The organism is Arthrobacter sp. UKPF54-2 (assembly GCF_007858535.1).
GTDB lineage: Bacteria > Actinomycetota > Actinomycetes > Actinomycetales > Micrococcaceae > Arthrobacter.
Window position 1 is genome coordinate 2,541,670 of sequence record NZ_CP040174.1, and the last position, 15,185, is coordinate 2,556,854.

Annotated in this window: 14 protein-coding genes; 9 read left to right on the top strand and 5 right to left on the bottom strand. The window is 69.7% G+C overall.

What is annotated here, in order from left to right; genetic code table 11:
• Positions 1-44: 44 nt before the first annotated feature.
• Positions 45-1,817 carry a dynamin family protein gene (locus E7Y32_RS11700; protein WP_146338566.1) on the top strand — a complete coding sequence of 591 codons (1,773 nt, stop codon included), beginning with the start codon at positions 45-47 and terminating at the stop codon, positions 1,815-1,817.
• Complete coding sequence (locus tag E7Y32_RS11705; protein WP_146337264.1) at positions 1,814-3,430, top strand: GTPase; 1,617 nt, start codon at positions 1,814-1,816, stop codon at positions 3,428-3,430. The genes E7Y32_RS11700 and E7Y32_RS11705 overlap by 4 nt, the downstream gene beginning before the upstream one ends.
• A 12-nt stretch (positions 3,431-3,442) precedes the next feature.
• On the opposite strand, the gene E7Y32_RS11710 is transcribed toward E7Y32_RS11705, so the two are convergent.
• Both E7Y32_RS11710 and E7Y32_RS11715 read right to left on the bottom strand, forming a co-directional pair.
• A complete protein-coding gene (locus E7Y32_RS11710) occupies positions 3,443-3,988 on the bottom strand; it encodes a DUF1697 domain-containing protein (RefSeq protein WP_146337265.1) in 546 nt (181 codons plus the stop codon).
• A gap of 36 nt (positions 3,989-4,024) precedes the next feature.
• The gene (locus E7Y32_RS11715) at positions 4,025-4,744 is read right to left on the bottom strand and encodes an IclR family transcriptional regulator (protein ID WP_138768991.1); all 720 of its coding nucleotides are present in this window, start codon (positions 4,742-4,744) and stop codon (positions 4,025-4,027) included.
• Between the two features lie 158 nt (positions 4,745-4,902).
• Between E7Y32_RS11715 and leuC the strand changes: the two genes are divergently transcribed.
• Positions 4,903-6,357, top strand: a complete 1,455-nt coding sequence (gene leuC / locus E7Y32_RS11720) for a 3-isopropylmalate dehydratase large subunit (protein ID WP_146337266.1) — start codon at positions 4,903-4,905, stop codon at positions 6,355-6,357.
• A gap of 42 nt (positions 6,358-6,399) precedes the next feature.
• Positions 6,400-7,002, top strand: coding sequence for a 3-isopropylmalate dehydratase small subunit (leuD, locus tag E7Y32_RS11725; RefSeq protein ID WP_146337267.1), 603 nt, complete (start codon positions 6,400-6,402; stop codon positions 7,000-7,002).
• Here the strand turns inward: leuD and E7Y32_RS11730 are convergent.
• Positions 6,999-8,408, bottom strand: coding sequence for an HNH endonuclease signature motif containing protein (locus E7Y32_RS11730; protein ID WP_146337268.1), 1,410 nt, complete (start codon positions 8,406-8,408; stop codon positions 6,999-7,001). The genes leuD and E7Y32_RS11730 overlap by 4 nt on opposite strands.
• Before the next feature lie 303 nt (positions 8,409-8,711).
• Here E7Y32_RS11730 and E7Y32_RS11735 point away from each other — a divergent pair, with 303 nt between their 5' ends.
• The 5 genes from E7Y32_RS11735 (at position 8,712) to E7Y32_RS11755 (ending at position 13,715) form a co-directional block, all read left to right on the top strand.
• Positions 8,712-9,218, top strand: a complete 507-nt coding sequence (locus tag E7Y32_RS11735) for a TspO/MBR family protein (RefSeq protein ID WP_146337269.1) — start codon at positions 8,712-8,714, stop codon at positions 9,216-9,218.
• 128 nt (positions 9,219-9,346) lie between these two features.
• The gene (gene murA / locus E7Y32_RS11740) at positions 9,347-10,672 is read left to right on the top strand and encodes a UDP-N-acetylglucosamine 1-carboxyvinyltransferase (protein ID WP_138768996.1); all 1,326 of its coding nucleotides are present in this window, start codon (positions 9,347-9,349) and stop codon (positions 10,670-10,672) included.
• A 9-nt stretch (positions 10,673-10,681) separates the two neighbouring features.
• Positions 10,682-11,509 (top strand): 1-acyl-sn-glycerol-3-phosphate acyltransferase, encoded by an 828-nt coding sequence (locus tag E7Y32_RS11745; RefSeq protein WP_146337270.1) that lies wholly within the window; start codon positions 10,682-10,684, stop codon positions 11,507-11,509.
• Positions 11,506-12,567 (top strand): NAD(P)H-dependent glycerol-3-phosphate dehydrogenase, encoded by a 1,062-nt coding sequence (locus E7Y32_RS11750; RefSeq protein ID WP_146337271.1) that lies wholly within the window; start codon positions 11,506-11,508, stop codon positions 12,565-12,567. The genes E7Y32_RS11745 and E7Y32_RS11750 overlap by 4 nt, the downstream gene beginning before the upstream one ends.
• Before the next feature lie 2 nt (positions 12,568-12,569).
• Positions 12,570-13,715 carry a D-alanine--D-alanine ligase family protein gene (locus tag E7Y32_RS11755; RefSeq protein ID WP_146337272.1) on the top strand — a complete coding sequence of 382 codons (1,146 nt, stop codon included), beginning with the start codon at positions 12,570-12,572 and terminating at the stop codon, positions 13,713-13,715.
• Positions 13,716-13,735: 20 nt separating this feature from the next.
• Here E7Y32_RS11755 and E7Y32_RS11760 read toward each other — a convergent pair whose 3' ends face one another.
• Both E7Y32_RS11760 and rfbA read right to left on the bottom strand, forming a co-directional pair.
• A complete protein-coding gene (locus E7Y32_RS11760) occupies positions 13,736-14,239 on the bottom strand; it encodes a DUF3515 family protein (RefSeq protein ID WP_146337273.1) in 504 nt (167 codons plus the stop codon).
• 72 nt (positions 14,240-14,311) lie between these two features.
• The gene (gene rfbA / locus E7Y32_RS11765; RefSeq protein WP_146337274.1) at positions 14,312-15,175 is read right to left on the bottom strand and encodes a glucose-1-phosphate thymidylyltransferase RfbA; all 864 of its coding nucleotides are present in this window, start codon (positions 15,173-15,175) and stop codon (positions 14,312-14,314) included.
• Positions 15,176-15,185 lie beyond the last annotated feature (10 nt).

Consider the following 15,185-nt stretch of genomic DNA (forward strand, 5'->3'; position numbering starts at 1 on the left):
CCGGCGCCGGGCGGTCCAGCTGGCATGATGATGCTGTGAGCTCCATGGAAAGCGCCGGCCCGGCCGGGCAACAGTCACAAGCCGCACGCCAGGGCGCCGCCGTCGAACTGCTCGAGGCAGTGCGGGGGGAGCTGTCCGCGGTGTCGCTGCCGCTGGCCCTGCCCGGCGCCGAGGCCGCCCGGCTGGACATCCGCCAGGCACTGGCCCAGCTGGATGACTACATCCTGCCCCGCTACCGCAGCCTCGACGCCCCGTTGCTCGCCGTCGTCGGAGGGTCCACCGGGGCGGGCAAATCCACGCTCGTCAACGGGCTCGTGGGGCATGCGGTCACCCGGGCCGGAGCGATCCGGCCCACCACCCGGCAGCCCATCCTGCTGCACCACCCCGGTGACGCCGCCTGGTTCGAGGACCAGCGGGTGCTGCCGAACCTGAGCCGGATCCGCGGCACCGTGGTCGCCGCGCCGCTGCCCGCCAACCAGGCCGGCCCCACCCCGGACGGCGCCGCCATCACCTCGCTGGTCCTCGCCGCCGACCCGGCCGTGCCGGCCGGCATCGCGCTGCTGGATGCCCCCGACGTCGACTCCATCTCCGATGACAACCGCCGGCTCGCGGGCCAGCTGCTCGCCGCTGCGGACCTGTGGGTTTTCGTCACCACCGCCAACCGCTACGCCGACGCCGTGCCCTGGCGCCTCCTGCTCGACGCCGCCTCGCGCGACATCATGGTGGCCGTGGTGCTCGACCGGGTGCCCCAGGCCGCCGAAGAAGAGGTCAGCGCCGATCTCCGTTCCATGCTCGGCCGCGAGGGCCTGGGCTCCGCCCGGCTGTTTGTGATTCCCGAGGTGGCCCTGGATGCCATGGGCATGCTGCCCGCCGTCGCCGTCGCCCCGCTGCGGAACTGGCTCCGGGAACTCGCCGCCGACGCCGCCGGCCGAGCGGCGATCGCCCGGCGGACGCTCAACGGCACGGTCAAGGCCCTCGGCGGGCGCGTGGGTGCCGTAGCGGAAGCCGTACGCGCCCAGCACCGCGCGGCTGAGCTGCTGGGCAGCGATGCCAGCAACGCCTACGAAGAGGCGGTGGGCAGGATCCTCGATGCCACCAAGGACGGCGCCCTGCTCCGCGGCGAAGTCCTGGCCCGGTGGCAGGACTTCGTAGGCACCGGCGAATTCTTCCGGGTCATGGAGCAGAACATCGGCCGCCTGCGGGACCGGATGGGTGCGTTCTTCCGCGGTGAGCCCACCCCGGCCGTTCGCGTGGAGACAGCCATCGAAACCGGGCTGCAGGCGGTGATCTTGGACGAGGCAGCCAACGCCGCCGAAGAGGCTGACCAGCGCTGGCGCTCGGACCCGGCCGGCCGGCAGCTGCTCGGCACCGACGACCTCTCGGGCACCAGCGAAGGCTTTTCCGACGCCGTCGCCGCCGAGATCCGGGCCTGGCAGGGCAGCCTGATGGAGCTGATCCGCACCGAGGGCCAGGGCAAGCGCAGCCAGGCGCGCTGGCTCTCCTTCGGCATCAACGGCCTGGGCGCGGCCCTGATGATCGTCGTCTTCTCCATGACCGCGGGCCTGACCGGCCTCGAGATCGGCGTGGCGGGCGGCGCCGCCGTCGTCGGCCAGCGGGTGCTCGAGGCCGTCTTTGGCGAAGACGCCGTGCGCCGCCTCGCCAAGACCGCACGCGAGGACCTGCAGGCCCGCTGCCGGCGCCTCCTCCGGGCCGAAAGCCGGCGCTTCCTGGACCGGCTGGACGCCTCCGGCGCGGTTCCGCCGGCAGCCCTCGCGGAGCAGGCAGAAGCCCTTGGCAAGCTGGCAGGCACGGCATGAACCGCCACGGCGCCGCCCGCGAGGCCTCGCAGCTGCACCGCCGGCTGGAAGCCCTGGACGAGGCCCGGCAACTGGCCGCGGGCGCCCTGCCCGAAGAGACGCTGGACGAGGTGCTCGAGGTCCTGGAACGGGCGAGTTCCCGACGCTCGCTCTCGGCGGAGCACACCGTGGTGGGCTTCTTCGGCGCGACCGGGAGCGGCAAGTCATCGCTCTTCAACGCCGTCAGCGGGGCCGAGATCGCCACGGCGGCCGCCCGGCGCCCCACAACCTCCGAACCCCTCGCCGGCATCTGGGGCGCGGACGGCAGCGAAGCACTGCTGGACTGGCTCGAGGTCCGCAACCGGCACCACGCCGACGCCGTGCCCGGATTCGCCGATGAGACCACCGGGCTGATCCTGCTCGACCTGCCCGACTTCGACTCGACCCGCTCGGAAAACCGGGAGATCGTCCAGCGCATGGTGGGGCTCGTGGACGTGCTGGTCTGGGTGCTGGACCCGCAGAAATACGCCGACGCCGCGGTGCATAACGACTTCCTCACCCCGCTCGCCTCCCACGCGGCCGTCATGCTGGTGGTGCTCAACCAGGTGGACCGGCTGCCCGATCACGAGATCCGTCCGGTGCTGGAGTCGCTCAAGGCCATCCTGGCGCGGGACGGGCTGGGCAAGGTCCAGGTGCTGGGCGCCTCGGCTTTGGTCGGCACCGGCGTGGACAAGGTCCGGGCCGCGATCCGGCAGGTCGCCATGCAGCGGCTGGCGCTCTCGCAGCGGCTCGCGGCGGACGTGGACCGGGCCGCGGAACGGCTCACCGAGGCCTCAGGCGCCGGCGAAGCCGCCGGCGTGAAGGCCGGCACCCGGGACCGGCTGGCCCGCGAGCTGGCCGTGGCCGCGAACGTGCCGCTGGTGGTCGACGCCGTGGCGCGCTCCTACCGGCAGGAGGCCACCCGCCGCACCGGCTGGCCCGTCACCCGCTGGCTGGTCCGGTTCCGGCCGGACCCGCTGCGGCGGCTGAACCTGCGCCGGGAGGGGGAGCGGCCGGAGCTGAACCGGACTTCGCTGCCGCCCGCCGGAGCCCCGGAGCGGGCCCGCACCGACGCCGCCGTGCGGCAGTTTGCCGACGCCGCGTCCGACGGCGCCCCCGGGCCCTGGCGGGCGGTCATCCGCGGGGCTGCCCGGGAAGGAAGGGAGCGGCTCCCCGACGCCCTGGACCAGGCCATTGCCGGCACGGACCTCAAGGCAGGCCGCGGCTCGTGGTGGTGGACCGCCTTCAATGTCGTCCAGTGGCTGGGCCTGCTCACCGCTCTCGGCGGTCTCGGCTGGCTTGGGGTACTGGCGGCCCTGGCGTACTTCCAGCTGCCGGTGCCGGAAGTTCCGCGGGTTCAGGGCTGGCCCGTCCCGACCGTGCTGGTGGCAGGGGGCGTGCTGCTGGGCATCGTGCTGGCCGTCGCGGCAAGATTCATTGCCGGCGCCGCGGCGCGTGCCCGCGCGGCGGCGGCCGGCAGACGGCTGCGAGGCTCCGTTGCCGCCGTCGCGGAGGATCTGGTGGTGGACCCGGTGGAGCTGGAAGTCAGCCGCCTCCGGTCCTTCAACGCCGCACTGAAGTCCGCCGCGGGCTGAGGGGCGCCGCGGCTAGCGTGCGCCCGGTGAGCCGGCGGCGTCGCGGACCTTGATCATGGTCCGCAGGTTCCGGGTGGTGGTGCTGGCCTTGTAGCGGGCCTTGGCGGAGAGCTTGCTGAACGGGCTCTCGAGGGTGCCGCCGGCCGGGGCGAGCCAGGCCACGGCTTCCGGTGCCAGCCGGGTCAACTCCACCGAGTCCAGTGCCCTGCCGGCGTCGTACAGTTCGGTAAGGATGTCCGGATCCGAGGACAGTGTGACGTAGCTGTGTGTGGCCTTGTCATCCGCGGGGTAGGGGCAGGCCTCCACCAGGGCGGCCACCTGGGCGGCGGTCAGCACCACCACCCAGGCGTCGTAACCGAAGGTCTCCCGCAGGCAGGCCTCGAACTCGGTTTTCACCCTGGCGGCGGGAAGTTCGCTCGAGAGCACCACGTTGCCGCTGGCCAGCAGCGTTGCCACGGCGGAGAACGGCCGTGATTTCAGGGCCGCCTTGAGGTCGGCCATCTTGATGTTGATGCCGCCCACGTTGACCCCGCGCAGGAAGACCGCATAGCTGTTCATGGGCACAGCCTAGCGCTGCGGCTCAACGGCGGCGCGTCAGTCGTTGGTCTTGCGCAGCGCCTCGGTCAGGACGCGCGCCGCGTTGCAGACCACCTCGGCGTGAAGGCGGCCCGGCTGGCGGGTCAGGCGTTCGATCGGGCCGGAGATGGAGACGGCGGCGATCACCCGGCCGGAGGGCCCGCGGACGGGCGCTGACACGGAGGCGACCCCGGGTTCACGCTCGCCGAGGCTCTGGGCCCAGCCCCGGCGTCGTACCCCGGCCAGGACGGTGGGCGTGAAGCGGGCAGCCTGGAGGCCCTCGAGCAGGCGGTCGTGGTCCTCCCAGGCCAGCAGCACCTGGGCGGCGGAACCGGCCTTCATGGACAGCTGGGTGCCCACCGGGATGGTGTCCCGCAGGCCGATGGGGCGTTCGGCGGACGCCACGCAGACGCGCCAGTCGCCCTGGCGGCGGAAGATCTGGGCGCTTTCGCCAGTGGCGTCGCGCAGCTGCATCAGGACCGGTCCGGCGGTGGCGATCAGCCGGTCCTCACCGGCAGCCGAGGCAAGTTCCACCAGCCGGCTGCCGAGGACAAAACGGCCCTGGATATCGCGGCTGACGAGGCGGTGGTGGACCAGCGCCAGGGCCAGGCGGTGCACGGTGGGCCGGGCCAGCCCGGTCGCGGCCACGAGCTGCGCCAGGGTGGTGGGTCCGGCCTCGAGTGCGTCAAGCACATGGGCCGCTTTATCGATGACACCGACGCCACTAGAATTGTCCATGTAATGATATTGCCGTCTCAATATCTGAGATGCAAATCATTGCGCTGGCGCATCCGGCGGTTGGGCTGATTCAGTGGAGAGCATCAACCCGCGGGAGCGGGACCACGCGCGGCGGCGAAGATAGACACGCGGCGAAGAGGCAGTGAAGGGAGCAGGCCGTGGCAAAGACATTGGCCGAGAAAGTCTGGGACGCACATGTGGTGCGCAAGGGGGACGGCGAAGGCGCCAACGCCCAGCCGGACCTCCTTTTCATCGACCTCCACCTGGTGCATGAGGTGACCTCCCCGCAGGCCTTCGAGGGACTGCGGCTCGCCGGCCGCAAGCTGCGCCGGCCGGACCTCACCATCGCCACGGAGGACCACAACACTCCCACGCTGGCCATCGACAAGCCAATCGCGGACCTGACCAGCCGGACCCAGATCGAGACCCTCCGCAACAACTGCAAGGAGTTCGGCGTCCGCCTGCACTCCCTCGGCGACGCCGAGCAGGGGATCGTGCACGTTGTCGGCCCGCAGCTGGGCCTCACCCAGCCGGGCATGACCGTGGTCTGCGGCGACTCGCACACCTCCACGCACGGCGCCTTCGGTGCGCTCGCGATGGGCATCGGCACCTCCGAGGTGGAGCACGTGATGGCCACCCAGACACTCTCGCTGAAGCCGTTTAAGACCATGGCCATCAATGTCGAGGGCACCCTGCGCCCCGGCGTGTCGGCCAAGGACATCATCCTGGCCGTGATTGCCAAGATCGGCACCGGCGGCGGCCAGGGCTACGTCCTCGAGTACCGCGGCTCCGCGATCCGGGCGCTCTCCATGGAGGCCCGGATGACCATCTGCAACATGTCCATCGAGGCCGGCGCCCGGGCCGGCCTGGTCGCCCCGGACCAGACCACCTACGACTACATGCACGGCCGCCCGCACGCACCCCAGGGCGCGGACTGGGACGCCGCCGTCGAATACTGGAACACGCTGCGCACCGACGACGACGCGACGTTCGACGCCGAGGTGGACCTCGACGCCGACACCCTGGAACCGTTTGTGACGTGGGGGACCAACCCCGGCCAGGGCGTGTCGCTGTCCGCCAGCGTCCCCTCGCCGGCGGACTTCGGCGACGAGAATGCCAAAGCCGCCGCGGAACGGGCGCTGCAGTACATGGGCCTCGAGCCCGGCACGCCGATGAAGGACATCCGGGTGGACACCGTGTTCCTCGGCTCCTGCACCAACTCCCGGATGGAGGACCTGCGGGCCGCCGCGGACATCATCCGCGGCCGCACCAAGGACCCGAACGTCCGGATGCTGGTGGTCCCCGGCTCCGCCCGCGTCCGGCTCGAGGCCGAGGCCGAGGGCCTGGACAAGGTCTTCACGGACTTCGGCGCCGAATGGCGGTTCGCCGGCTGCTCGATGTGCCTGGGCATGAACCCGGACCAGCTGGAGGTGGGGGAGCGCTGCGCCTCCACGTCCAACCGCAACTTCGAGGGCCGGCAGGGCAAGGGCGGCCGCACCCACCTCGTCTCGCCCGTGGTGGCGGCGGCGACGGCGGTGCGCGGGACGCTGAGTTCGCCGTCGGACCTGGAATCCGAGCCCGCCTCGGCCGGCCGCCGCGCCGGCGCCGCGTAGCGCCCGCCCGCACCGGTCCCCACCGCCAACGAAGGATCCGCCATGGAAAAGTTCACCACCCACACCGGCATCGGTGTCCCGCTGCGCCAGAGCAACGTCGACACCGACCAGATCATCCCCGCCGTCTACCTCAAGCGCATCACCCGGACGGGGTTCGAGGACGCGCTGTTCTCCGCCTGGCGCAAGGACCCGGCCTTCATCCTGAACCAGGACCCGTTCAGCGCCGGTTCCGTGCTGGTCGCCGGACCGGACTTCGGCACCGGGTCCTCCCGCGAGCACGCCGTCTGGGCGCTGAAGGACTACGGCTTCAAGGCCGTGCTGTCCTCGCGCTTCGCGGACATTTTCCGGGGCAACTCGGGCAAGCAGGGCCTGCTGGCCGCCGAGCTCGCGCAGGACGATATTGAACTGATCTGGAAGGTGCTGGAAAACGCCCCGGGCACCGAGGTCACGGTGGATCTTGTCTCCAAGACGGTGCAGTGCGGCAACGTGGTCGCGCCGTTCGAGATTGACGACTACACGCGCTGGCGCCTGCTCGAAGGCCTGGACGACATCGGCCTGACCCTCCAGCATGAGGAGGACATCACCGCTTACGAGGCCACCCGGCCGGCCTTCAAGCCCACCACACTCCCGGCAAAGCTCTCCTAGCCCCGCCTGCACGTACCAGAGTGCCGCCATCGAGTCGAAAGGCGCGACGGCGGCACTCTTTGCTTCGACGGGGGCCGATGGCGGAGCCAGGAGCGCAGTTGCGGCCGTGGGGCAACGCCCGTTCCCGGAAGCGGCGGGGCGGTGGAGTAGTAGGAGTGGCCGGTTGGCGTTGTGAGTTGGAGGGTGTGCCGGCTTCCCGGGCGGGTCTGGGCGTTCCAGCCGGGGGTTTCTTTGGTGTGGTTGCAGGCTTCGCAGAGTCCGGCGCCGTTGTTGCGGCTGGTGGTGCCGCCGTTGTGCCAGGGGACGATGTGGTCCAGGTGGCGGATGGGGGCGTCGCAGTAGGGGGTGCGGCAGGTGTGGTCCCGGGTTTGGACGAAGCGGCGCAGTCCGGGCGGGAAGAGCCGGGCACGGGAGTCCATGGCGACGAGTTCGCCGGTCGCCGGTGCGGTGTAGAGCCGGCGGAGCCAAACCCTCATCGCCTCGTTCCGGTTCCCGTTCTGCTCGAGGTCCGGGCCGGCGAGTGTCCGGGCCCACCCGGCGGGGACGATGCCGTAGCCGGGGAGCCGCGCGGGTTCGCTGTCGCCCTGGAACAGCGTTCGGTCGGTCATAACGAGCTGGATTTCGATGCCGCTGACCCCGCCGGCCTTGCCGGTGGTGCGTTCGACGAGGGTATCGGCCATGAGCTGGCCGCGGGGGCGGGTGTCCCCGTCGGAGCGCAGGGCGTCCGCGGCCCTGGTGAGTACCGCATGAATGGCGACGCCCGCGGCGACGGGCAGCAGGGCCGTGAGGTAGCACATGGTGTCCGGTGCCGGGCGGAGGCTGACGTGGCGCTCGGCGGCGGCGTGTGCGGCGCGCTGGGTGGCGGACCGCGGGTCCCGCCGGTACGCGGCGGCACGGGCCGCAGCGACAACCGCGCGGTCGCCGGCCCCGCTGAACGTTCCGGCGTCGGGCGCCAGTTCCTCGTCCACGGCGGCGCGGTCCGTTGCGGTCAGGCAGGCGGTCTCCCGCACCAGGAGCGTGGCGCGCCATTCGTTGAGCTGCCCGGTTTCGAGGGCGGCGAGGGTGTGCGGCATCTCGGTGACCAAAGCTTTGGCCAACCCCAGCAACCGGCCGCCTTTGGCGGGGGATTCGCGCCGGGCAAGGGCAATCTGCGCGCCGACGCCGGCGCCGAGCTGCTCGGCCGGGACGCCGGCAAGGGCCTGTTCGCGGCGCCGACGCAAGTCAAAGTCAACAGCATGCCTGGCCTGGCGGGCGGCTAGGGCGGACTTCAGGTCCTCCAGCTCGCGTGTTTCGTCGATGAGGCCCGCGGCAGTGGCCGGAGCGGGGAGGGCGGCCACGATCCGCGCAAGGTCCGCGACCGTCACTCCTGCCGTTAGAGCCACGTTGGGCCCTTGCTTGCCGTCCATGGAACCAAGTCAATCAGGCACCTGTGACAATTTAGGGTGGCCGGCCGCGGACTTGGCCCCGGCAGCATGTGCCGTCGGATCTTCTACGGCTTGGAGGTGCCATTGCTCTGGACGACGTAGAAGATCGCCCCCGACGGTCACTCCATCGCAACGGTTGGCTTGCGCGGATGCAATCGGCGTTCCGGTATCGGTTCGCCGGCGTCTGCCGACCACACGGGCCCGGGAGAAGTCGGGCATTTACAATCGACTCCATGGGGAGCAGTCGTCCCGGACGGGCGACCACCGGCAGCCAGAGGAGCAGTTATGAAAATCATGACCGTGGCGTGGACAGCGGCTGCGACGGCGGCTACCGCGGCGGCTGGGGGAGTGGCTACCGATCCCGACGGCGGATGGTACCTGGGGCTGCACAAACCTGACTGGCAACCGCCTGCCATCGCATTTCCCGTGGTGTGGACCGCTCTTTACGCGGACCTGGCCGTGAGCTCCGCCGTCGCGCTGGACAGCGGTGCCGGGACAGACGCCGGAAGCACGATGAGGCAGCAGGAAATAGCCGCCTATCGGTCCGCCTTGGCGGTAAACCTCGTGCTCAATGCGTCGTGGAGCTGGCTTTTCTGGCGGGCCCGCCGGCCGTGGTTGGCCGCGGCCGAATGCGCCGTACTGACTGCGAGCAGCACAGATCTGGTGCGGCGGACTTACAAACTCAACCACCGCGCCGGGGTGGCCCTTGCCCCTTATGCCGCGTGGTGCGCTTTCGCCACCGCATTGTCGGCCGCGGTGGCGAGGCTGAACGGCGGAACAACGGCGAATTGAGCCTCAGGGAACGGACGATCCACGACGCCTGCCCCCGCGCCGTATTTCAGATCGGTAACGCTAGCTCCTATGCTTAGCTGGAGCCTTTGTAAGGATTTGGGGGCGAGTAGTCGTGAGGAAACTGGTAAATGAGTAGTGTTCTGACAATCCGCGGAGGCGTCCCGCTGACCGGCCGCGTCACCGTCCGCGGGGCCAAGAATCTTGTCCCCAAGGCGATGGTTGCTGCCCTGCTGGGCAACGAGCCGTCCGTGTTGCGCAACGTCCCTGAAATCAAGGACGTTGAGGTTGTCACCAGCCTGCTCCAGCTCCACGGTGTCACGGTGGACAAGGACCCCGTCACCGGGGACCTCACGCTGGACCCGACGAACGCCAAGACGGCCTCGCACACGGCCATCGACGCCCACGCCGGCGACTCGCGCATCCCGATTCTGCTCTGCGGACCGCTGATCCATGCCATCGGCGAGGCCTTCATCCCGGACCTCGGCGGCTGCAAGATCGGCGACCGCCCGATCGACTACCACCTGAATGTGCTGCGCCAGTTCGGCGCCGTCGTCGAGAAGCGCCCGGGCGGGATCCACATCTCCGCACCCAACGGGCTCAAGGGCGCCAAGATCGCGCTGCCCTATCCGTCTGTCGGGGCAACCGAGCAGGTCCTGCTCAGCGCCACCCGCGCCGAGGGCATCACCGAGCTCTCCGGCGCGGCCACCGAGCCCGAAATCGTCGACCTCATCGCCGTGCTGCAGAAGATGGGCGCGATCATCAGCGTCCAGACCGACCGCACCATCCGGATCGAAGGCGTCCAGGACCTGGGCGGCTACAACCACCGGGCCCTGTCCGACCGCAACGAATCCGCCTCCTGGGCCTCTGCCGCCCTCGTGACCCGCGGCGACATCTTCGTCGAAGGCGCCACCCAGCGCGACATGATGACGTTCCTGAACACCTACCGCAAGGTCGGCGGCGGCATGGACATCGGCGACGACGGCATCCGCTTCTACCACCCCGGCGGCAAGCTCAGCCCGCTCGTGCTCGAAACCGACGTGCACCCCGGGTTCATGACCGACTGGCAGCAGCCGCTCATTGTGGCCCTGACCCAGGCGGAGGGCGTGTCGATTGTGCACGAAACCGTCTACGAGAACCGCTTCGGCTTCACCGACGCCCTAGTCCGGATGGGCGCAAACATCCAGGTACACCGCGAATGCCTCGGCAGTGTCCCGTGCCGCTTCGGCCAGCGGAACTTCCTGCACTCGGCCGTCATCTCCGGCCCCACGCAGCTCAAGGGCACTGACATTGATGTGCCGGACCTGCGCGGCGGCTTCAGCCACCTGATCGCGGCCCTGGCAGCCACCGGCACCTCCCGGGTCACCGGCATCGACATCATTAACCGCGGCTACGAGCGTTTCACCGAGAAGCTCGCCGGCCTCGGTGCCGATTTCGACATCACTTCGGCCCGGTAGAGGGACAAAGTGAAGGAAACGGCCAAGAGCCACATCACCTTTGTCATTGTGGCCGGAATCGTCCGGCCGATCATGAACCTGCTGATGAACAAGAAGTGGGAGGGGCTGGAAAAGCTCCCCGCCGGCGGGTTTATAGCCGCGCCCAACCACTGCACCGAAATCGATCCGCTGGTGATCGGGCACATGCTCTACAACCAGAAGCGGATGCCGCACTTCCTGGCCAAGGGCAGCCTCTTCAAGGTCCCGGTGCTCGGCTCGGTGCTGCGGAACACCAAGCAGATCCCGGTGGAACGCTCGACGGCGGGCGCCAACCGCTCCCTGCAGGTCGCCAGGGAAGTGGTGGACGAGGGCGGCGCGATCATCATCTACCCCGAGGGAACGCTCACCCGCGACCCCGAGCTCTGGCCGATGAAGGGCCACACCGGCGCGGCGAGGATGGCGCTGGAAAGTGGCATCCCGGTCGTTCCGATGGCGCACTGGGGGGCGCATGAGGTGTTCCCGCGCTACGCCAAGCGGTTCTACGTCTTCCCGCGGAAGACCTCGCGTGTGCTGGTGGGCGACCCGGTGGACCTCAGCGCGTTCGCGGGCCGGCCGCTGGACAAGGCGACGCTGACCGAGGCGACCAACGTCATTATGGACGCCATCACCGAACTGCTGGCCAGCCTGCGCGGCGGACAGCCGCCGCTGGTGCGCTGGGACCCCTCGGCGCACAACCAGTCCACCCACGGGCGTTTCGTCGAGCGTGGCGGCAAGCCAGGCACTTACGCTGACGCCGGCGCCCCCACGGATACCGGCACCGCAACGGATACCGGCACCGCGACGGACGGTATCCAGTGACGGCTGCGCCCCGCGGCACGGACGCCGCCGGCTCGGCCCTGAGCGTCGCCGTGCTCGGCGCCGGCTCCTGGGGGACCACCTTCGCCAAGATCCTCGCCGACGCGGCCACCGCGTCCGGCGTGGACCGCAGCATCCGGCTCTGGGGCCGGCGCGCCGCCGTCGTGGACCAGATCAACACCGAGCACCGGAACGAGCAGTACCTCAAAGGCATTGCCCTGCCGGCCAGCATCACCGCCTCCCCCGACGTGGCCGAGGTGCTCGACGGCGCCGACCTGGTGGTCCTGGCCGTCCCCGCCCAGACCCTGCGGCCCCAGCTGCGCGAGTGGAAGCACCTGATCGGGCCCGGCGCCCTCGTGGTCTCCCTGATGAAGGGCCTGGAGCTGCACTCGGACGCCCGGATGAGCGAAGTCATTTGTGAGGAACTGGGCATTCCCGCCGAGCGCGTAGCGGTGGTCTCCGGTCCCAACCTGGCCATGGAAATCGCCCGTGAGGAGCCGACGGCCTCCGTCGTGGCCTGCTCCGATGCCGCGGCGGCCGGCTGGGTGGCCCGCAGCTGCACGGCCCCCTACTTCCGCCCGTACACGACGGCAGACGTGGTCGGCGTCGAAATCGGCGGCATCGTCAAGAACATCATCGCCCTCGCCGTCGGCATCTGCGAAGGCAAGCAGATGGGCGACAACACCAAGGCCTCCGTGATCACCCGCGGCCTCGCCGAGACCTCCCGCCTGACCTTGGCGCTGGGCGGCGAAGCCCGGACCATGGCCGGCCTGGCGGGCCTGGGGGACCTCGTCGCCACCTGCTCCTCGGCGCTGTCGCGGAACCACACCGCAGGGCGGCTGCTCGGCACCGGACTGAGCCTGGACCAGGTCACCGCCGAGATGACGCAGACGGCCGAAGGCATCAAATCGGCGCAGGCCGTGCACGAACTGGCCGGCAAGCTGGGCGTCGAGATGCCCATCACCGCCGCCGTCGTCGCGGTACTGGCCGGAAAACTGTCCGTAGACCAACTGGGGCCGCTGCTGCTGTCCCGGGACCTGAAATCCGAAGGCGATTACTAACAGTGTCGGAAAAGATTGTGACTACAGAGGCCCAGCCAGGCCGCAAGCCGCGGGTCGCGGTGCTCTTCGGCGGCCGCTCCAGCGAACACGCGGTCAGCTGCGTCACCGCGGCCGGGGTTCTCGGCGCCATCGACCAGGACAAGTACGAGGTGATCCCGATCGGGATCGCCAAGACCGGCCAGTGGGTGCTTGCCTCCGGCGACACCCGGGCTTGGTCCCTGTCCGCGTCCTCACTGCCGGAGGTTGCGCCGTCGGAGCAGACCGTGACGCTGGCCGAGATCGGCGGCGAACACCAGCTGATCGTCGCCGCGCCCAACCAGGTCCCGCAGGAACTGGGGTCAGTGGACGTGGTCTTCCCGCTGCTGCACGGGCCGTTCGGTGAGGACGGCACCATCCAGGGGCTGCTGGAACTCTCTGACACCCGCTACGTCGGCGCCGGTGTCCTGGCGTCCGCCGTCGGCATGGACAAGCACTACATGAAGGTGGTCTTCGAGGCCGCCGGACTGCGCGTGGGACCCTACATCGCGGTGACGGACCGGCAATGGCTCACCGATCCGGAGCTTGTACGCAAACGCGTGGACGCCCTCGGCTTCCCGGTGTTCGTCAAGCCAGCACGGGCCGGCTCCTCGATGGGCATTTCCAAGGTGGACTCGCTCGAAGACCTGGACGCCGCCATCGAAGCGGCCCGGGAACACGACCCCAAACTTGTCATTGAGGCGGGCATCATCGGGCGGGAGATCGAGTGCGCCGTGCTCGAGGGCCGCGGGACCGACGCGCCGCGCACCTCCATGCCGGGCGAAATCTCGGTGGCCGGCGGCGGCCACGACTTCTACGACTTCAACGCCAAATACGTCGAGGACGACGCCGCCGCGCTCAGCTGCCCGGCCGACCTCCCCGACGAGGCCATCGCACGGGTCCGCGAACTCGCGGCGGTCGCGTTCGACGCCGTGGGCGCCGAGGGCCTGAGCCGGGTGGACTTCTTCTACACACCCGAGGGCGAGCTGGTCATCAACGAGATCAACACCATGCCCGGATTCACGCCCAAGAGCATGTACCCGCAGATGTGGAAGGCGTCCGGGCTGGGCTACGCGGAGCTGATCGACGAGCTGATCCACCTGGCGCTGAACCGCAAGACCGGCCTGCGCTGACCCCACCGGCGCGGGCCCACCTATTTGCCGGTCGGCAGGTTCTGCAGGTCGGCCTGGCCCACGCAGTTCCGCGTCGCTTTCACCTTGGCAGCGGCGTTGGCCAGCTCGGCCAGGACCGTCGCCGAGCTGATCTTGTCCGGATCCATCAGGATCTCCGTGGCTGGTTCACGCCCGAAGGTGGTCAGGGTCCACACCGGATTGCCTTCCTTGATCACCCAGTCGACTCCGTTGACGCTGACGCAACGGTCCGTGGTGGGGCCGGGGACGTTCACACCGCAACGCAGCACCACGAGGGACGGATCGCCCCAGGCGGCCGTCGCCTGGCTGTTGGTTTTGCGCAGCTTCGCCTCACCGATGCTGTCCGGCAGCGCCAGCATCATCGGGGCACAGGCGGCGTTCGCCGCATCCTTGGCGGGCGCGACGTCGACGGCGGGGGAGCAGGCACTGAGCAGGAGCCCGGCGGCGGCAGCGGCGGCGAGAAGGCGAAGCGGACGGAGCGGGCCGTGCGGGCGGAGCGGGGGCATCCCTCCAGCCTATCCCGGGCCGGGGTCCGGCCGGACGCTGCCCGGCGCCGCCGCGGCCGAGCTATGGCCCGGCTACGGCTCCAGCAGGCCGAGCAGGTAGGACCCGTAACCGCTCTTCACAAGCGGCTCGGCCCGTGCACGCAGTTCGTCGTCGCTGAGGAATCCCTGGCGCCACGAGATCTCCTCGGGCGCCCCGATGATCAGCCCCTGCCGTTTCTGGACCGTCCGAACAAAGTTCGAGGCGTCATTGAGATCGTCGAAAGTCCCGGTGTCCAGCCAAGCGGTGCCGCGGGGCAGAATTTCGACGTGCAGCTTGTCCAGTCCCAAATAGGCGTTATTGACATCCGTGATTTCCAGCTCGCCGCGATGAGACGGTTTGAGGCCGCGGGCAATGTCCACCACGTCGTTGTCGTAGAAATACAGCCCTGGCACCGCGTAATTGCTCTTCGGGATTTCGGGTTTTTCTTCCAGTGTCAGCACCCGGCCCTCGCCGTCGAACTCGACCACGCCATAGGCTGCCGGATTCTGGACCCAGTAGCCGAAGACGGAGCCGCCGTCCACGGCCGCGTGTCGGGCAAGTTGGGTTCCCATGCCGGGACCGTAGAAGATGTTGTCGCCCAGGACCAGTGCCACTGCATCAACCCCAATGTGCTCCTCCCCGAGTATGAAAGCCTGCGCGAGGCCGTCGGGCGAGGGCTGCTGCCGATAGCTGAGCGAGATCCCGAACTGGGAGCCGTCCCCGAGCAGGCGTTGGAACGGGCCCGCGTCCTGGGGCGTGGTGATGATCAAAATATCCCGGATGCCCGCCAGGATCAGCGTGGACAGCGGGTAGTAGATCATGGGCTTGTCGTAGACCGGGACCAGTTGTTTGCTGATCCCGAACGTAATCGGATGCAAGCGCGATCCGGTTCCCCCGGCCAAAATGATTCCCCGCATGGGCACATCA